This window comes from Morganella sp. B601 (assembly GCF_051172335.1).
GTDB classification, from domain to species: domain Bacteria; phylum Pseudomonadota; class Gammaproteobacteria; order Enterobacterales; family Enterobacteriaceae; genus Morganella; species Morganella morganii.
In genome coordinates this window covers 62,425-81,327 of the sequence record NZ_JBPIZE010000001.1, presented here as the reverse complement: position 1 = coordinate 81,327, position 18,903 = coordinate 62,425, and the positions used below count along the sequence as shown (strand labels likewise).

Below are 18,903 nucleotides of genomic sequence, written 5' to 3'. Positions count from 1 at the left end.
AACAAACTGAAACTACTCCTCTTTACTCATTCGGACAGGTGAAATCTATGAAAGCATTCAAACAACTTGCCGGCGTGCTGCTCGCAATTGTCGGTGCCTTTGCCCTCGGGTATATCGCACTGAACAGAGGCGAACAGATCAACGCGCTCTGGATAGTCGTTGCCGCCGTCTGTATTTATCTGGTGGCATACCGCTATTACGGGCTGTATATCGCCGAGAAAGTGCTGAAAGTCGATGCAACCCGCATGACTCCCGCCTTTAAAAATAATGACGGGCTTGATTATGTACCGACAGACAAAAAAGTGCTGTTCGGCCACCACTTTGCCGCTATCGCCGGTGCAGGCCCGCTGGTCGGCCCGGTACTTGCGGCACAGATGGGTTATCTGCCGGGCATGCTCTGGCTGCTCGCCGGTGTGGTGTTAGCCGGGGCAGTACAGGACTTTATGGTGCTGTTTGTTTCCACCCGCCGCAACGGCCGTTCTCTCGGGGAACTGGTCAAAGAGGAGATGGGGAATGTCGCCGGTGTCATCGCGCTGATCGCCTGTTTTATGATTATGGTGATTATCCTCGCCGTTCTCGCCATGATCGTGGTGAAAGCCCTGACCCACAGCCCGTGGGGAACCTACACCGTCGCCTTTACCATCCCGCTCGCCTTCTTTATGGGGATTTACACCCGCTACATCCGTCCGGGACGTGTCGGGGAAGTCTCTGTTATCGGTCTGATTTTCCTGGTGTTCGCCATTATCTCCGGCGGCTGGGTAGCCGAAAGCCCGACCTGGGCACCGTATTTTGACTATGACGGCGTGCAGCTGACCTGGATGCTGGTCGGTTACGGCTTTGTCGCGGCGGTTCTGCCGGTCTGGTTACTGCTGGCACCGCGTGATTATCTGTCGACTTTCCTGAAAATCGGGACAATCGTCGGTCTGGCGATCGGTATCCTGATTATGCGCCCGATGCTGGAAATGCCGGCACTGACTAAATTTGTCGACGGCACCGGCCCGGTCTGGGCGGGTGATCTGTTCCCGTTCCTGTTTATCACTATTGCCTGTGGTGCGGTCTCCGGCTTCCATGCCCTGATTGCTTCCGGTACCACGCCGAAAATGCTGGCTAACGAAAACCAGGCCTGCTTTATCGGTTACGGCGGTATGCTGATGGAATCCTTCGTGGCGATTATGGCACTGGTTGCCGCCTGTGTGATCGACCCGGGTGTGTACTTCGCCATGAACAGTCCGATGGCAATGCTGGCACCGGCCGGTACCACTGATGTGGTCGCGTCTGCTGCCAGTGTGGTCAGCAGCTGGGGCTTCCAGATAACCCCGGAAACCTTAACCAATATCGCCAATGAAGTGGGCGAACAAAGCATTATCTCCCGCGCGGGGGGCGCACCGACACTCGCCGTCGGTATGGCCTATATTCTGCACGGGGCGCTCGGCGGCCTGATGGATGTCTCCTTCTGGTATCACTTCGCCATCCTGTTTGAAGCCCTGTTTATCCTGACGGCCGTGGATGCCGGTACGCGCTCCGCCCGCTTTATGTTACAGGACTTACTGGGTGTGATTTCCCCTGCACTGAAACGGACCGATTCCCTGCCTGCTAACCTGATCGCCACCGCGCTGTGTGTGCTGGCGTGGGGTTACTTTCTGCATCAGGGTGTGGTGGATCCGCTCGGTGGTATTAACACCCTGTGGCCGCTGTTCGGTATCGCCAACCAGATGCTGGCCGGTATGGCACTGATGCTGTGCGCAGTGGTGCTGTTCAAGATGAAACGCCAGGCTTACGCCTGGGTGGCACTGGTGCCGATGGCATGGCTGTTAATCTGTACCATGACCGCAGGCTGGGAAAAAGTGTTCAGCGAAGATGCCCGTGTCGGTTTCCTGGCGGTAGCGAATAAGTTCCAGGCAATGATTGACAGCGGTAACATCCCGTCGCAGTACAGCGCGTCGCAGCTGTCACAGCTGGTGTTTAACAACCGTCTCGATGCCGGTCTGACACTGTTCTTTATGGTTGTTGTTGTGGTGCTGGCTGTCTTCTCACTGAAGACCGCACTGAAAGCCCTGAAATCCGACAAACCGACGGACAACGAAACACCGTACGAACCAATGCCGGAAAACTATCTTGATTTAGTGGCAAACAGCAAATCTGCCCACTAAAATCTGATATACTGGTGAAATAAGGAGCGGCAGACAACTGCCGCTCCTCCGTACGCAACAGGTTCAGGGTCATAATTATGTTTGATACTCTCGCAAAAGCAGGACGTTATCTCGGTCAGACCGCCAAAATGATGATTGGTGTGCCGGATTACGATAACTATGTACAACACATGAAGAACACCCATCCTGATCAGACACCGATGACCTATGAAGAGTTTTTCCGCGATCGTCAGGATGCCCGTTACGGCAGCAAAGGCGGCCCGAAATGCTGCTGAGCCGCACAACGGATCTCAGATAAAAATACCGCAAAATTTTGCGGTATTTTTTTATGCATCAGCGGCAGTTATTTTCCTGTAAACGCATCAGTTGCCCCAGACGGGCAGAGACTTTTTCGCGGGCATCCCCTTTGGCAATCCCGTTTCCGATACCAAAATCCCCCAGAAACCCTAATATCGTTTTACCGTCAAATTCACCGGTTTTCTCAATGTCCTGCTGAATGCTGCGGGTTTTGGCAATTTCCGTTTTAATATCACGGCAATCCATTAACGACGATTCCTCAGCGGATATCGCAGCAGCCTGCGGGTATTGCTTGGTGGCACAGGCGGACAGCAGTAAAGCAAACGGGATAATAACAGCGATTTTTTTCATGGTGTTTTTACTCTCAGAAAGAAAGCTCAGACCATAAAAAAAAATGCACCGGCCGGATATCAAATACCGGCCTTAAATCCGCATATCCATAAAAAAACCGCCGGATTTCTGCGGCGGTTCCTGTGATAATCAGAGAAACTGACTCACTCGTCCTCTTCTTCACCTTCAAATAACGTAAATCCGCCCAGTCCTTCCCAGCCCGGCAGCGCATCATAAACCTGCTGTACAGCACAGGTGACCTTCTCATTGACCGGCATATAAAACCCGACCAGATCAGGCTGAATACCCAGGAAAATCACCTCCGGGATATCTTCTTTCAGCTGATCGATAAGAAAGTTGAGCGGCAGATTATGCGTGCTCATGATAAACATGTCGGCGATATCATCCGGGTCAATGATGCGGATCTCTCCGGGATTCAGGCCGATATCCGCCGCATCCACAATCAGCAGACGTTCCGGTTTCAGTGCCCGCACCTGGTGCGCCACATTCTCCGGTGCACTGCCGCCGTTAACAGCGATCCAGCCGTCAACCGGATTCGTATCCATCAGATCAAACAGCATTGGTCCTGCTGCATCATCCCCCATCATGCTGTTACCGACCGCCAGCATCACATTTTTTGCAGTCATTTCACTCATGGGCGGCGCTTCACTATCAGGTAAATTGCCGGTTCACGCTCAATTTCCCCCAGCAGGCGGATAAGCGTGGCACTCCATTCGCGGAAGTCCGGATTTTTATCCTTCGTCAGCGGATCCAGTGCCAGTGCCAGCATATTGGTATGCGTGGAATCGATATTGATTTCACCGAAGGTGATAAGCCCCTGCAATTTGCGGCGCGCCTCCCCTTCGGGAAGCGCATTCACCCAGGACTGATAACCGCTGAGCGGGCAGATGAGCTCCGTATTCAGACAATCGATCATGCCAACGTGGTGGCCGATTGCCAGTGAGTAATACATCACCTGCTGAGCCTCTTCCGGCACATCATCGTCACTGTCGACAAATTTCTGTCTCAGCGACCAGAAGATCACTTTTCCGTCAGTACCTGCATGATCGGGTGTCTGTTCAGGCATGAATGCCTCCTTGTTGTAATACGGTCACCAGACGGTTCACAATTTCGCGCAGACGCGGATCCTGCTCTTCATCCATCCAGGTCTGCATTGTGCCTTTCACCTGCTCCGGTGTGGCATTTTCCAGCAGTGTCAGGAAGCGGTCACTGATTTCGCGCCCCTGATAATACCCGGCCTGGCGGCGTGCCTCACGCTCAATCATCACGCGGGTTGCCAGCGGAATAGACGGCAGCAGCAGCTGAACGCGTTCATTGTCTTCCTCGACATGATCCTGGCCTTTCAGTTTCTGGTTCAGCAGACCCAGTGCCACGGCAAAACCGTAGATGGTTGCTGCCGGTGTCGGCGGGCAGCCCGGGATCCAGACATCAATCGGCACGATATGCTCACTGCCGCCCCAGACACAGTACAGATCATGGAAGATACCGCCGCCGCAGCCGCAGGCACCGTAAGAGATACAGATTTTCGGATCCGGTGCGGATTCATACGCCCGCAGTGCCGGCATCCGCATAGCGCGGGTTACCGCACCGGTAAACAGCAGAATATCCGCGTGACGCGGCGAGGCCACCACTTTGATCCCGAAACGTTCCGCATCAAAGACCGGGGTAATCGCGGAGAAAATCTCAATCTCACAGCCGTTACAGCCGCCGCAGTCCACACGGTAAACATACGCTGAACGTTTGATATCTTTCAGCAGCGTGCTTTTCAGTTTCGCCACCTGCTCATCCATCTTCAGCGGTTCGCTGACATGATGGTTCACCGGAATTTCAGGCAAACTCATGATTTTTCTCCCTCAATATGCAGACGGAAGTTCTGACGGTCATTGTTCAGCAGATTATTTTTCTGCTTACAGGACGGACAGGTTTCATACATCGGCCGCAATGCTTCAATTCCGCTCTCTTCAACACCTGACGCCACCATCAGCGCCATGGCATATTCCACGGATTTTTTCGGTGCGAAGGCTTCCCCGCACTGGCGGCAGTGCTGTAAGCGGAATGTCCCTTTCATATAGAGATCCGCCTTGTTCATCACCGCCGTTTCAAACTCTTCGGTCAGATGGATAGCTCTGGTCGGGCAGACTTCCTCGCAGCGTGCACAATAAATGCAGCGGCCGAGGAATAACTGCCAGCGGCGCTCACCGCTTTCCAGGTCAGTTTCCATCGTCAGGGCGTTTGCCGGACAGGCTGAAATACAGGCACCGCAGGCGATGCACTGCTCCGGCACATATTCCGGCTTACCACGGAACCCGTGCGCCACTTCCAGTGGTTTGAACGGGTATTTGATTGTTGCTGTCCCCGCATTGCGGAGGGTTTTAAACAGTTTAAACATGGTATTCCCTCCGGCTTATTTCAGCGGTGAATGTTTGCGATCGATGCTGTATTGCTCGATCTCTTTGTACGCCACGGTTTTCGCTTTGCGTTTTTTCACATCCACCAGCGTCACGCGGTCAGTACAGGAGTAGCAAGGGTCAAGGCTGCCGATAATCAGCGGCGCATCGGAAACGGTATTGCCCTGCAGCATGTAGCGCAGTACCGGCCAGTTGGCGTAAGTCGCCGCACGGCAGCGCCAGCGGAACAGTTTCTGGTTATCACCCAGCATGCTCCAGTGGATATCTTCCCCGCGCGGTGCTTCGGTGTAACCCAGCGCAAATTTGTGCGGCTGATAGGTAAAGCCTTCGGTCAGAATCGGCCCTTCCGGCATGTTATCCAGCGCGTATTCAATCATGGACAGTGAATCCAGCACTTCTTTGACACGCACCATCACACGGGAGTAAACATCACAGCCGTCCATGGTAAACAGGGTTTTCGGCAGGTTGCCGTAGTCGGCAAACGGATGATCAAAACGAACGTCACGTTTAAAGCCGCTGGCGCGGATCATCGGCCCGACCGGACTGTAATCACGGGCAACCTGCGGATCCAGACGGCCGACACCGACGGTACGCTGTTCCATGTTCGGCGTGCTCAGCAGCATATCCACCAGTTGTGTGACATCCGCGCGCATCTCGCGGACCAGCTGAATGGTTTTCACCCGCTGCTCTTTGAGGAAGTCACGGCGCACACCGCCGATCAGGTTGGTACCGTAAGTTTTACGGGCACCGGTCAGCAGCTCGGCCATGGTCATGGATTTTTCACGCACACGGAAGAATTGCATAAAGCCGGTATCAAAGCCGGTAAAGTGACTGGCGAGACCGATGTTCAGCAGGTGACTGTGCAGACGTTCCACTTCCAGCAGCACGCTGCGGATAGTGTGCGCACGCTGCGGCACATAAATCCCCAGGGCGTTTTCCACAGAAGTGGTATACGCCACGCTGTGGGTAAAGCCGCAGATGCCGCACACGCGGTCAGACAGGAAAGTGACTTCGTTATACCCCATACGGGTTTCCGCCAGTTTTTCCATACCACGGTGGACATAGAACATCCGGTAGTCCGCATCGACAATCCGCTCCCCGTCAACAAACAGACGGAAGTGACCCGGTTCATCAGACGTGATGTGCAGCGGGCCGATTGGCACAACACGCGCATCTTTTTTGCTGTCGTTGATAAACTCGTAAGTTTCGGTATCGGTGGTCGGTGCCGGGCGCTGACGGTAATCCATGGTGTCTTTGCGCAGCGGATAGAGATCATCCGGCCAGTCATCCGGCAGCACCAGACGGCGCTCATCGGGCAGACCCACCGGGCGCAGCCCGTACATATCGCGGATTTCACGCTCGCCCCACACCGCAGCAGGTACGCGCGGTGTGACAGACGGGAATTCCTGGGTGATCGGGCTGACATACGCCTTCACGGTCACCCAGCATTTTTCACCCTCTTCCATAGAGAGTGCATAGTAAACCGCGAACTGCCCGTTCAGCGGACGCTCATCGTTACCCCACAGCACCGGCAGCCAGCCGCCGCAGCCGTAGTACAGAAACTCCACCACTTCCGGCAGCATTTCTGTTTTGATGGTGATGGTCAGCTGGTTGGCAGTCTGCCACTCCTCTTCCAGCACCGCATGGGGAAATTTCTCGCGGACCTGTGCCAGATAGCCCGCGCCTTTACGAACGCCCTGAAGGGTATCTGTGTAATTCTGATAGCTCACGTTTATTTCTCCTGCGATGATGTGGATGTTGTATCAACACCCCACGGCCAGCGGTAGTCCGGGGTGGTTAATTCTGTACCTGGTAATGCACTGTCCGTCAGGACAATAGTGGCGGCATTTTCGAGCAGACGGCTGACCGGCTGCGGAATGTGGGTGCCCATCACCAGCATCAGTACAATGAGGATGGCCATCGGCAATGTCGTCAGGATCCCTGCCTCGCCGCGTGACACGCAGTCAGGCTGTGCGCCGAACAGGGTTTTCGATACCATTCTAACCAACCCGCCGAGGACGATAGTGAGCAGGATCAAAAGCAGCAGTGTCAGCCAGAAATGATCCGCTGCCAGACCCGCAACCACAGTCATAAACTCACTGAGGAACACGTTAAACGGCGGCATACCGCCGAGTGCCAGCGCGCCGCCCGCAAAGACAACTGCCGTAAACGGCATGGTGCGCAGCATCCCTTTAACCACCGTGATATCACGGGTGCCGTACTTCAGTAACACGTTACCGGAACCGCAGAACAGCAGGGTTTTGCCCAGGCTGTGGTTCAGTGTGTGCAGCAGCGCGGCCAGCACACCCAGCGGACCGCCGATACCCAGCGCCACGGCAATCAGCCCCATGTTTTCCACACTGGAGTACGCCAGCAGACGTTTCATATCACGCTGGATCAGGATGAAGAACGCCGCCACCGCCACAGAGAGCAGCCCGAAGACCAGCAGCAGTGTCTGAGTGAATTCCCCGCCGATAGCCGAGGTGATAATGATGTAATAACGGATGATAATCAGCAGTGCGCAGTTCAGCAGAACCGCAGACAGCAGCGCGGAGACCGGGCTCGGCGCTTCACTGTGCGCATCCGGCAGCCAGGCGTGCATCGGGAACAGACCGGTTTTGGTACCGAAACCAATCAGCACAAACACAAAGGCCAGGTGCATCAGGGTCGGATCCAGCAGCGCGGTATGTTTCAGCACTTCGGTCCAGAAGATAGCCAGTTCCGGATCCGGCATCACACTCGCCGCATTCGCATACACGAGGATGGTACCGAACAGACCGAATGCCACACCCACACTACAGATGATGATGTATTTCCACGCCGCTTCCAGGGAAGAGCGCTGTCCGTAGATACCCACCAGGAACGCAGAGCTGAGTGTGGTGGCTTCGACTGCCGCCCACATCAGGATCAGGTTGTTACTGGTGATCACCAGCAGCATGGTGAACAGGAACAGGTGGAAGAAACCGTAATAGTTACAGAGTGTTGCCACACTCACTTCACCATCATTCACTTCGTGGTTCATGTAACCGATAGAGTACAGACCGGTCAGGAAACCGACAATCCCGAGGATCGCCAGGAATAATCCGGCCAGGCTGTCCAGGTGGATCCAGCGGTTCGCCATCAGCAAATCACCTTCCGCACTGATGGTGTACACCATCCACAGCGAGAAGACGAGCATCAGGGAGATACCGATGGTATGTACCAGAGTGACCACACCTTTCGCCCCGCCGCCCGCCAGGCGGCAGGCAAATGCCAGCAGTGAAATCACCAGCGGCGTTGCCATTAATAACGTTAACAACATGGTTTGACTCATCTCATCACCCCTTCAGCGCGGTCAGTTGATCCACGTTCAGTGTGTTGAGCGTGCGATAGATTTTACGTGCCAGCACCGCCATGATAATCACAGCGAAAATGGCGTCCGTCGCGATACCGATTTCCACCAGCTCCGGCGCTTTATACGCCAGCAGAGCCAGTGTCAGGTGCGATCCGTTTTCCATCAGGCAGTAACCGAATGCCTGTTTCAGGATGTTGCGCTGTGTCACGATGCAGAGTAAGCCCAGCATAAAGTGCCCCAGGGAAACCGCCAGTGCCGGTTTCAGATCCGCCACCATCGGCAGTTTCACCGGTTCAACCACAAACCAGCACAGCACCACAATCACCGCCGCAGCCAGCATCAGCCAGGCCGGGCTTATCACGCCGCCGTTGGCGGTCGGATCAGACAGTTTGCGGAAGGCATAGCCCATAATCAGCGGCACCAGCACCACTTTGGTCGCGAAGGCGGTGATCGCCCACATGCCCAGCTGCGGTGCATCCAGTGTCTGTGACAGTGTGGCGAAAATCGCCACCAGCACCAGCGACTGAAGTGCATAGAACCAGCAGGAAGCCACCGGGCGCTTCGCCCCGATGACCAGCAGCGAGGTGATCATCATCAGCCCCGCCAGATTGTTCACAATAATGGAACCAGTCATACTTTCTCTCCCTTAACCGAGCCAGATGACGGCGATAACACTTGAACAGAACGACATCACAATCAGCAGGCCGATAACCCACTGCATTGCTGCCGGAACCGGAGTTCCGTTTGCCACGTCTTCGCTCGGCTCGCCCGGCACAACTTTGCCGAACCAGTAGAGCAGCCAGGCAAAGCTGGCAACGGATTCAATCAGCACCAGCACCATGATTGGCGCGAAGATCCAGAACTGTTCAGATAACGCGAAACCGGCCGCGAAAATCGGGAATTTACTGAAGAAGCCGTTAAGCGGCGGCACACCGGCAATCGCCAGCGCAGCCACACAGAAACCAACCCCCAGCAGCGGATAGCGTTTTGACAGACCGCGCAGACGCGGCAGCATACGGGTCCCGCAGCTGTAGCTGAGTGCACCGGCCACCAGGAAGAACAAACTCTTGGCAAACGCATGGTTAAAGATGTACGCGATACCGCCGTCAAAGGCTTCTTTGGATCCGAAGATGGACAGCGACAGCGCCAGGAAGATATACGCCAGCTGGGTGATGGTTGACCATGCCAGCAGACGTTTCATATCTTTCTGCGGCAGATACATCATAAAACCATACACCAGCGTGATAACGGCCATCACCACGCCAACCCAGCCGATGATTTCCGGCACATGGTCAGAGGACATGATGCTGCGGGCAAAGATGTAAACGCCCACTTTCACCATAGACGCGGCGTGCAGATACGCACTCACCGGTGTCGGCGCTTCCATCGCGTCCGGCAGCCAGGCCTGTAACGGCAGCTGGGCTGATTTACCCCATGCCGCAAACAGGATCCCGCCGAAGACGATCAGGCTTTGTGCTTCATTCAGCTGGTTAATCGCGCTCAGGGCAAACGTGCCGGTGCTGATAAACAGGGTTGCCGCCGCCATAAACAGGCCGAGAGAACCAACGTGTGTGATCAGCAGCGCTTTCATTGCGGAACGCTGGGCTTTTTCTGTCTGGTAGTAACCAATCAGCGCCCATGAACAGCCACCGGTGATTTCAAAGAACAGTAACTGCCCCAGAATCGTGGATGACAGTACCACGCCCGCCATCGCACCGATAAAGATCAGCAGGAAAGCATAATAGCGGCGGGTCGGCCCGTGGGCGTGCTCGCGGTTACCTTCAGTCAGGTAGCCGGTGGAGTACAGACAAATCAGGAAGCCGAGGAACACCACCGCGAACGCAATCAGAGTGCTCACGCCGTCAACGGTAAAGCCGAACAGTGCGATATTACCGGCCTGAACCAGTTCCAGAGTGGTGGCGATCTTACCGCCGTCGAGATACAGCCAGCCCAGTGCCGCCGTACCGAGAGAGGCCAGCAGCGCGACTAAGGTACTCAGCCACGGGGCCATGCGCGTCGGCAGGACACTGACCAGCAACGCCCCGGCAAACGGAATCAGCAGGGTCGCCAGTGCAATATTTTCTAACATGCTTTATCGCTCCTTACAGACCGGTGAGATAGAACACGAATCCGAGCGCAGCCACGCCGAATCCTAACCAGGTCACATGATGCGTCAGCAGAAAACGACCACGGGCCAGACTGTTTTCGACCAGCGATGCCAGAACGAAAATCACCAGCAGTTTTACCAGCATCAGTCCCAGCGCCAGCAGCAGACTGCCTGCGGTCAGAACGGATGCACTGCCGAACGGGAAGAAAATCGAGAGAAACAGGACTGCCACAACCACCTGTTTCAGACCGATCCCCCATTTCACCAGCGCCAGACCGGAACCGGAGTACTCGGTCAGCGGCCCTTCCTGCAGTTCCTGCTCGGCTTCCGCGACGTCGAACGGGATTTTGCCCATTTCGATAAAGGTCGCAAAACCACAGGCCAGCATGGCCAGGAAGGTGGCGGTCGGTGATACCCAGCCCTGACTCATCACGGCACTGATGCTGCCGATATTGGTCGAACCGGCAATCAGCGCAACCACCAGCAGGCCGAGGAACAGGATCGGTTCCACCAGCACGCCGAGGGTCAGCTCACGGCTGGCACCGATACCGGCGAACGGGCTGCCGGTATCCAGACCGGACAGGGAGAAGAAAAAGCGGAACAGCGCGAAAATATATAAGATGATGATGAGGTCGCCTGCCCCGCTGAACAGTGACGTTGTGGTAACAACCGGCAGCGCCATCGCCAGCAGCAGCATGCTGCCGAGCAGCACATACGGCATCACCCGGAAAATAAATCCGGAATCACGCGGTGCCACGGACTGGCGTTTCAGTAATTTGGTAATGTCACGGTAATCCTGCATAATGCCCGGCCCCTGACGGGAGTGCATTTTTGCGCGGATCTGACGGGAGATGCCGGTAAACAGCGGCGTCAGCAGCAGCAGGAAAATCGCCTGAACCACTGCGAAGAGCCCCGTCATCAATGTAGGTGTATCCTGAATCGACATGGTTTCTCTCCTTACGCCGCAATCACAACAAGCAGAACAACCAGCGCGGCCACGACATACAGACAGTAAAGTCTGAAATCCCCGCCCTGAAGGCACTGAATGCGTTTGGCGAAACGGTTAATCCCGCGCACCAGCGGATAAATAATGCGTTCATCCCAGAATGGCTCGACTTTTCCGGCTCCGGCTTTGGTCACGTCTAAGGCGTGAGCCAGACGGGCTGACGGATCAAGCTGTTTGCGCATGCGGTACAGCGGTGCAAACATTGAGCGCAGCGGCTGGGTAAAGCCACCGGCAGATACGGACATATCGCGTTCCCAGGCATAACCACACGCCCAGGCATCGCCTTTGCGGCGGAAGTTCATCTGTTTGCCTTTGAAGACCAGATAGATGATGAACGGGATCAGCGGCAGTGCCAGCAGTAACAAGAATGTCATGGCCGGTGAAATCATGGCCTGAGCAGCGGAATCCGGTACCAGCATCGCGCCCTGTGCCACTGTCACATCCGTGCCTGTGGTCAGGGTCATCGCCACTTTCGCCAGCACCGGTGCAATCACACTCGCACCAACACCCAGCAGCACACACACCACAGCCAGAATCAGCATTGCGGCAGTCATTGTCCACGGTACTTCGCGGGCATGAGTGGCGGCTTCACTGCGCGGACCGCCGCAGAAGCTGACACCGTACACTTTCACGAAACACATCGCCGCCAGTGCACCGGTAATCGCCAGCATCACAATGGCGATCGGACCACTGATTTTCATGATGAATGTGCCGTCATGGCTCATTGAGAACAGTGACTGATAGGTGTACCACTCACTGACAAAGCCGTTGAGCGGCGGTAACGCGGAAATCGCCATACAACCGATTAAGAACGCGGTTGCGGTCAGCGGCATCAGTTTAGCGAGGCCGCCCATTTTTTCCATATCACGGGTGTGGATACGGTAAATCACCGCACCGGCGCCGAGGAACAGCAGACCTTTAAACACCGCATGATTGAGCAGGTGATAAATCGCGCCGAGCAGACCAATCGTCGCCAGCACCGGCATATCATTCGCCATACCAACCATTGCCACACCGACCCCCATCAGGATAATCCCGATGTTTTCCACGGTGTGCCACGCCAGCAGACGTTTGATATCGTGCTCTGCCAGCGCATACATAACGCCGAGAACAGAAGAGACCGCGCCGAAGCCCAGTACCACGATACCCCACCAGCCCTGGGTTGCACCCAGCAGGTCGATACCGACTTTGATAATCCCGAAGATACCGATTTTCACCATCACACCGGACATCAGTGCGGAAGCATGAGACGGTGCAGCCGGGTGAGCCTGCGGCAGCCAGCTGTGCAGCGGTAACATACCCGCTTTGGCACCGAAGCCGAAGAAGCCCAGCAGGAAGACCACTGACGCCATCGCCGGAGACAGTGAGAGCTGACGGAAGGAATCGAAATCCAGACTGCCGCTTTCGCGCCACATCAGGAAGAAGGCGATCATGATCAGCACAGAACCGGCGTGAGCAATAAAGAAGTAGAGCAGACCGGCACGGATGGATTTGTCATCCTGATCCGCGATCACCAGGAACCAGGAGGCCAGCGACATCATTTCAAACAGAATGATGAACCAGAAGGCGTTATCCATCACCACCAGAGCAACCATGGAGGCGATAAACAGGTTCAGGAAGAAACCCATGCTCCACGCGCCGCGTCCCAGATATTCCTGCACATAGTTCAGGGAATACAGAGCACTGACGGTCACCAGCAGCGAAATCACCATCACCATAAAGGCGGCGAGACTGTCGAGGCGGACGACAAAATGGGCGAACGGGAAAGGTCCCTGAGCGAAAAACGTCAGTGTTTCGCCGCTCATCAGCACCGGAACGGCACTGAATAAACCGAGGATCCCGCCGGCAATCGCCGTGATCCCGGCAACATACACCGCCATTTTTTCCTGCTGTTTAAACAGCAGCGAAATAAAACCACCGGCGGTATACAGGGCAACGGACCATAAGAGTAATTCAAGAGATGTCATTTTCTGCTCTCCTGTCCTGAGACGAAAATGTCGAACTCCGGCGGCATCGCATCGACAGATGCGGTACGGCGTTTCGCACTTTCGTTTTCCAGCTGATTCTCTTCAACGAGATGGAGGGCATCGGTCGGGCAGACTTTCACACACGCCGGTCCTTCTTCACTGAAATCACACAAATCGCATTTCACCGCGATATTACGGATACCGGCATTCCATGCCAGGAACGGGTTCATGGTCGGCAGGCTGTCCGGCACATCCAGCAGCATCTCTTTCGGCACATACTGCTCAAAGAAATCCGGCATATCGACAGGTTTACTGCCTGACGGGGTAATAGCCCCGAACGGACAGACCAGACCGCACAGTTTACAGCCGATACACAGGCTTTCATTCAGCACGATCATGTCATTTTCGTGTGTAATGGCATTCACCGGACACACACGGGCACACGGAGCATCATCACACTGACGACAAAGCATCGGCGCGGTCAGTTCCCCGATTTTCACCACATTCAATCTCGGATGTGTTTGTAATCCCTGCTGTTTATGCGTCTCAGAACAGGCCGCCATACAGGTATTACATCCGATACAAAGATGCGGGTCGGCAATAACAAAGCGATTCATTCGCCCCACCCTCCAGAAAAATCAGACGAGTCATATAGTTTGATACCCTTGTTAAGCATTTTTCGTGCCATATACAAAAGCGTCTGTTTATCAAGGTATTGACATGATTTTCAGGCGGAGGTAACTGTCGGTTCGACACTAATGACGACAAAAATGTCATGCGGCCTGCTGTCATCATTTATGATGCAGATGATTAATGAATAAATATTGAACCAAGTGACTGATCATTCCTCTAACTCTCTTTAGCGATGAAGTGATGTACCCGATGCCAATACGTCCGTTATTTAACATTCTCAGAAATGAATTTGTTGTTTCTGCTGTTCTTGCCCTGTTTCTGGGCTTTTTTCTCAACTACACCGTGTATTTTTCCCGTGCTCAGAACCAGTTATTACTGGCCGGAGACTATGGTTCCCTTTATCTGATTGCCGAAATTTTTGCCAATGTTCTGTTCAGCTTCTTCTTGTTCCGGCTCATTGCCCAAACCGGATTACTGAGTTTTAAGATTCTGAGCAGCTTTATTATTCTGGTCAGTATCGCTGTCAGTTACTACGTGATGTTTTATGACGTGATTATCGGTTACGGTATTTTAGTCTCCACCCTGGCAACAGACAGCGTTGAACTGTCACAGGAAGCTGTCGGCAGACATTTTTATCTCTGGTTCTCACTGCTTTCCGTTCCGGCGCTGCTCCTTATCTGGTCCGCAAAAAAAACAGACATACAAACAGCATCACGCCGCCGGGCACTTGCCCTGTTTACGTTTATTGTTATTCCGGTTCTGATTTTCGGTTATTTAAAACTGGCGGATGCCAATCAGAAAAAAATTGAAATGAACGGCAGTATTGATGTATCGAGTTATGGCGGAGAGCTGAGTTACTCCTATTTACCGACCAACTGGATTGTGCCGCTGGTGCAGTATGCGGTGGTCAAATATGACGATACCTTTAATGAAATTGACTTATTCGACCCGGCCGATAAATTTACTTACACTCCGGCGCCGCAGAATGACGATTTATATGTGGTTTTCGTGATAGGCGAAACCGCCCGCTGGGATCATATGCAATTACTCGGTTATGAGCGGGAAACAACGCCATTATTATCCGCCGATAAAAACGTTATCGCCTTTAAAGGTCAGTCCTGTGATACCTCCACCAAATTATCGCTGCGCTGTATGTTTGTGCGCGAAGGCGGCGTAAAAGATAACGAACAGCGGACAGTCACCGAAAATAATGTTTTCTCTGTGATGAAACAGAACGGTTTTTATTCCGAGCTGTTTTCCATGCAAAGCGAAGTCTGGTTCTATAACCGGCTCGACCTGGATAATTATCTGATCCGTGAGATGATCACCGCTCAGAACAGAACGCCGGGTAAGGCTATCCGCGATGAATTACTGATGGATGAAGTTGATGACATGCTCGCCCGTAAAAAGCAGGGGCAGAACCTGATTATTTTACATACCAAAGGTTCCCATCATCTTTATTCCAAGCGTTATCCGCCGGAATTCCGCAAATATATGCCGGAATGCACAGAGGAAGGAACCAAATGCAGTATACAGGAAGAGATCAATGCCTATGATAATTCGATCTTATACACCGATCATTTTCTGCATGATCTGACAGAAAAATTAAAAGATAAAAATGCGATTGTCTTTTATACCTCTGACCATGGTGAATCCCTGGGCGAAAATAACGGGATGCGCCTGCACGGCACGCCGCGGCATATTGCCCCGCCGGAGCAGTTCCGTGTGCCGTTTATTGTCTGGATGTCAGATAACTACATCAAAAATAACCCGTCCCTGTTTGATAACCTGAAAGAAAACAGCCGGACGCGGACATTTTTCCATCATGAATTATTCGATACCATTCTCGGCTGTTCCGGTGTGACATCATCCGACGGCGGGATTAATAATAAAAATAATCTCTGCTATCGGTGATACAGTAACCTCATCCGCCAGCCCGGAACCGGTCTTACAGACACTCCGGGTTGCCAAGGTAACGATGACTGAATAACAAAAAAACCGCCGCTGATTCAGCGGCGGTTTTGTAATGCATCACGTAATCTTATTTCACGCGGGAAACGTATTCACCTGAACGGGTGTCAACTTTGATCACTTCACCAATCTGCACGAACAGAGGTACTTTAACCACTGCACCGGTGCTCAGGGTCGCTGGTTTACCGCCGGTACCGGCAGTATCACCTTTCAGGCCCGGATCGGTTTCGACGATTTCCAGCTCAACAAAGTTTGGCGGGGTAACCGCGATAGGACGGCCGTCCCACAGGGTAACGATACATTCCGCCTGGTCGATCAGCCATTTGGCGTTATCACCGATAGCTTTCTCATCCGCAGCCAGCTGCTCGAAAGTTTCGTTGTTCATGAAGTGCCAGAACTCACCGTCGTTGTACAGGTAAGTCAGGTTCAGATCCATGACATCAGCGCCTTCCGCAGAGTCTGTTGATTTGAAGGTTTTCTCCAGCAGTTTGTTGGAGATCAGTTTACGCAGACGCACACGGGCGAATGCCTGACCTTTACCCGGTTTAACAAACTCACTTTCAACAACCACGCAAGGTTCGCCGTCTAACATAATTTTAAGACCTTGGCGAAATTCGTTGGTACTATAAGTAGCCATGGAAATCCTCTAATTTTAAATAAATGGCATAGCCAAAAAAATGGTCGATATTGTAACCCAAAAACAACCCGCCCGAGAAGTCTGGCTGCATCAACTCACTGATTCTGTCACTAACCCAACAGAACTGCTGGAAATATTAGGTCTGGAACAGGACGAAAACTGGCGTGCCGGTACTGATGCCCGCCGGTTGTTTGCTCTGCGTGTCCCCCGTCCTTTTATCGCCAAAATGGAAAAAGGCAATCCGCGCGATCCGTTATTACTTCAGACCATGACACACAGGGCTGAATTTGACCTGACCCCGGGGTTCTCTGACGATCCGCTGGATGAACAACACAGTGTTGTTCCGGGACTACTGCATAAATATCACAACCGGGCATTGCTGTTAGTGAAAGGCGGGTGCGCGGTCAACTGCCGCTACTGTTTCCGCCGTCACTTCCCGTATGAGGACAATAAAGGCACCAGACATAACTGGCAGCAGGCGCTCGATTATATCGCTAACCATCCTGAACTCAATGAAATCATTTTCTCCGGCGGTGATCCGCTGATGGCAAAAGACCATGAGCTGGACTGGCTGCTGACGCAACTGGAAGCGATTCCCCATATTCAGCGACTGCGCATTCACAGCCGTCTGCCTGTCGTGATCCCTGAACGCATTACGCCGGGACTGACTGCGCGTTTCCGCGACTCACGGTTACAGATAATTTTAGTCACACATATCAATCACGCGAATGAAATCGACGATGCATTGAAAGAAAAAATGAATCAGTTGCGTGAAAGCCGTGTCACCCTGCTCAATCAGAGCGTTCTGCTGCGTGATGTGAATGACAGTGCAGAGGTGCTGGCACAGCTCAGTAATGCGCTGTTTGACGCCGGTATTCTGCCTTATTACCTGCATGTGCTGGATAAAGTACAGGGTGCGGGACATTTTCTGATCAGTGATGATGAAGCACGCCGCATCATGCATGATCTTCTGCCGCGTATTTCCGGGTATCTGGTGCCGCGTCTGACCAGGGAAATCGGCGGTGAACCGAGTAAAACGCCGATCGATCTCCGTCTGCGTCAGAGCTGAGTATTACCACGTAAACACGGTCATCTGAAGAAATAGTATTTTACAGGTATCTTCAGACAGGTTAAATTGCGTACATTATGTATTATGGAGTACAAAACTATGACGGATTTTTTAACCTCAAACCAGACTGCGTGGGATAAACAGGCGGAACAGCAGCAGGCGTGGTCAACACCGGTCAGCGCAGAGCTGATTGCGGCTGCCAAACAAGGAAACTGGGATGTACATCTCACTCCGCAGCCGCTGCCGAAAGCCTGGCTGGGGGATGTGAAAGGCAAACACATTCTCTGTCTGGCCTCTGCCGGTGGTCAGCAGGCCCCGGTACTGGCTGCCGCCGGTGCGGATGTGACGGTGTTTGATTTATCAGATAAACAGCTTGAGCACGATCGTCAGGTTGCCCGGCGCGACGGGCTGACACTTAAGGCGGTACAGGGCGATATGCGGGATCTCAGCGCATTTGCGGATGGCACTTTTGACTGCGTGTTCCATCCGATTTCCAATCTGTATATCCCGGATGTGAATCCGGTATGGCGTGAATGCCACCGCGTACTGAAAACCGGCGGCACACTATTGGCCAGTTTCTTTAATTCAGTAGTCTTTGTCGGTGATCGTGATGTGAAATACCGTGAAGAAGGCATTATCAGACCGGCGTATAAAATGCCGTTCTCTGAACTGACAGCCTTAACACCGGAGCAGGTGGCAGAGAAGCAGGCACGGCAGGAAGCTTTTGTGTTTGGCCATTCCCTGACAGATTTGATCGGCGGACAACTGAAAGCCGGTTTTCATCTGACCGATTTTTATGAGGACTGGCAACCGAACCCGCGTTTTGTTATCGATAATTATCTGCCGACATTTATTGCCACTGCGGCAGTGAAGATTGGCTGAGTTTCCGTGCGTTTTTGTAAATACAGATACAACAAACCGTGATTACGGTGCCATGCTGATAACCGGTAAAAGCAGAAAGTCGCTGTGAATA

The 18,903-nt window shown here is 53.4% G+C and carries 18 protein-coding genes; 5 read left to right on the top strand and 13 right to left on the bottom strand.

Going from position 1 to position 18,903, the window contains the following annotated elements:
• Nucleotides 1-47 precede the first annotated feature (47 nt).
• Together cstA and ACSBQN_RS00390 are read left to right on the top strand one after the other, a co-directional pair.
• Entirely contained in the window at nt 48-2,150 is a 2,103-nt protein-coding gene (cstA, locus tag ACSBQN_RS00395; RefSeq protein ID WP_004235012.1) for a pyruvate/proton symporter CstA, read from the top strand.
• A 77-nt stretch (nt 2,151-2,227) separates the two neighbouring features.
• The gene (locus ACSBQN_RS00390) at nt 2,228-2,425 is read left to right on the top strand and encodes a YbdD/YjiX family protein (RefSeq protein WP_004235011.1); all 198 of its coding nucleotides are present in this window, start codon (nt 2,228-2,230) and stop codon (nt 2,423-2,425) included.
• A 58-nt stretch (nt 2,426-2,483) separates the two neighbouring features.
• Here the strand turns inward: ACSBQN_RS00390 and ACSBQN_RS00385 are convergent, their stop codons facing one another.
• From ACSBQN_RS00385 to ACSBQN_RS00330, 12 genes are all read right to left on the bottom strand, one after another.
• Nucleotides 2,484-2,798 (bottom strand): hypothetical protein, encoded by a 315-nt coding sequence (locus tag ACSBQN_RS00385; protein WP_214176967.1) that lies wholly within the window; start codon nt 2,796-2,798, stop codon nt 2,484-2,486.
• Between the two features lie 143 nt (nt 2,799-2,941).
• Nucleotides 2,942-3,433 (bottom strand): hydrogenase maturation peptidase HycI, encoded by a 492-nt coding sequence (hycI, locus tag ACSBQN_RS00380; RefSeq protein ID WP_354633139.1) that lies wholly within the window; start codon nt 3,431-3,433, stop codon nt 2,942-2,944.
• On the bottom strand, nt 3,430-3,864 hold the full coding sequence (locus ACSBQN_RS00375) for a formate hydrogenlyase maturation HycH family protein (protein WP_024474460.1): 435 nt from the start codon (nt 3,862-3,864) through the stop codon (nt 3,430-3,432). The genes hycI and ACSBQN_RS00375 overlap by 4 nt, the downstream gene beginning before the upstream one ends.
• Entirely contained in the window at nt 3,857-4,639 is a 783-nt protein-coding gene (locus ACSBQN_RS00370) for an NADH-quinone oxidoreductase subunit B family protein (RefSeq protein WP_015422993.1), read from the bottom strand. Before ACSBQN_RS00370 ends, ACSBQN_RS00375 begins: the two co-directional genes overlap by 8 nt.
• A complete protein-coding gene (hyfH, locus tag ACSBQN_RS00365; protein WP_004235005.1) occupies nt 4,636-5,187 on the bottom strand; it encodes a hydrogenase 4 subunit H in 552 nt (183 codons plus the stop codon). Before hyfH ends, ACSBQN_RS00370 begins: the two co-directional genes overlap by 4 nt.
• A 15-nt stretch (nt 5,188-5,202) precedes the next feature.
• A complete protein-coding gene (locus ACSBQN_RS00360) occupies nt 5,203-6,936 on the bottom strand; it encodes an NADH-quinone oxidoreductase subunit C (RefSeq protein WP_024474459.1) in 1,734 nt (577 codons plus the stop codon).
• A 2-nt stretch (nt 6,937-6,938) separates the two neighbouring features.
• The gene (locus ACSBQN_RS00355) at nt 6,939-8,519 is read right to left on the bottom strand and encodes a hydrogenase 4 subunit F (RefSeq protein ID WP_024474458.1); all 1,581 of its coding nucleotides are present in this window, start codon (nt 8,517-8,519) and stop codon (nt 6,939-6,941) included.
• Nucleotides 8,520-8,523: 4 nt separating this feature from the next.
• Nucleotides 8,524-9,174: a hydrogenase 4 membrane subunit gene (gene hyfE / locus ACSBQN_RS00350; RefSeq protein WP_004235001.1), complete on the bottom strand. Its 651-nt coding sequence runs from the start codon at nt 9,172-9,174 to the stop codon at nt 8,524-8,526.
• Between the two features lie 12 nt (nt 9,175-9,186).
• Nucleotides 9,187-10,629, bottom strand: a complete 1,443-nt coding sequence (locus ACSBQN_RS00345) for a hydrogenase 4 subunit D (protein WP_024474457.1) — start codon at nt 10,627-10,629, stop codon at nt 9,187-9,189.
• 13 nt (nt 10,630-10,642) lie between these two features.
• A complete protein-coding gene (locus ACSBQN_RS00340) occupies nt 10,643-11,593 on the bottom strand; it encodes a respiratory chain complex I subunit 1 family protein (protein ID WP_024474456.1) in 951 nt (316 codons plus the stop codon).
• Nucleotides 11,594-11,604: 11 nt separating this feature from the next.
• Nucleotides 11,605-13,620 carry a hydrogenase 4 subunit B gene (gene hyfB / locus ACSBQN_RS00335; RefSeq protein ID WP_434991526.1) on the bottom strand — a complete coding sequence of 672 codons (2,016 nt, stop codon included), beginning with the start codon at nt 13,618-13,620 and terminating at the stop codon, nt 11,605-11,607.
• Entirely contained in the window at nt 13,617-14,237 is a 621-nt protein-coding gene (locus ACSBQN_RS00330; protein WP_004234994.1) for a 4Fe-4S dicluster domain-containing protein, read from the bottom strand. Before ACSBQN_RS00330 ends, hyfB begins: the two co-directional genes overlap by 4 nt.
• 256 nt (nt 14,238-14,493) lie before the next feature.
• Here ACSBQN_RS00330 and eptB point away from each other — a divergent pair, with 256 nt between their 5' ends.
• A complete protein-coding gene (gene eptB, locus ACSBQN_RS00325) occupies nt 14,494-16,167 on the top strand; it encodes a kdo(2)-lipid A phosphoethanolamine 7''-transferase (protein ID WP_024474455.1) in 1,674 nt (557 codons plus the stop codon).
• Between the two features lie 127 nt (nt 16,168-16,294).
• On the opposite strand, the gene efp is transcribed toward eptB, so the two are convergent.
• On the bottom strand, nt 16,295-16,861 hold the full coding sequence (efp, locus tag ACSBQN_RS00320) for an elongation factor P (RefSeq protein WP_024474454.1): 567 nt from the start codon (nt 16,859-16,861) through the stop codon (nt 16,295-16,297).
• A 40-nt stretch (nt 16,862-16,901) separates the two neighbouring features.
• Between efp and epmB the strand changes: the two genes are divergently transcribed.
• Both epmB and ACSBQN_RS00310 read left to right on the top strand, forming a co-directional pair.
• Nucleotides 16,902-17,930 (top strand): EF-P beta-lysylation protein EpmB, encoded by a 1,029-nt coding sequence (gene epmB / locus ACSBQN_RS00315; RefSeq protein ID WP_024474453.1) that lies wholly within the window; start codon nt 16,902-16,904, stop codon nt 17,928-17,930.
• 99 nt (nt 17,931-18,029) lie between these two features.
• Nucleotides 18,030-18,812 (top strand): class I SAM-dependent methyltransferase, encoded by a 783-nt coding sequence (locus tag ACSBQN_RS00310; RefSeq protein ID WP_024474452.1) that lies wholly within the window; start codon nt 18,030-18,032, stop codon nt 18,810-18,812.
• Nucleotides 18,813-18,903 lie beyond the last annotated feature (91 nt).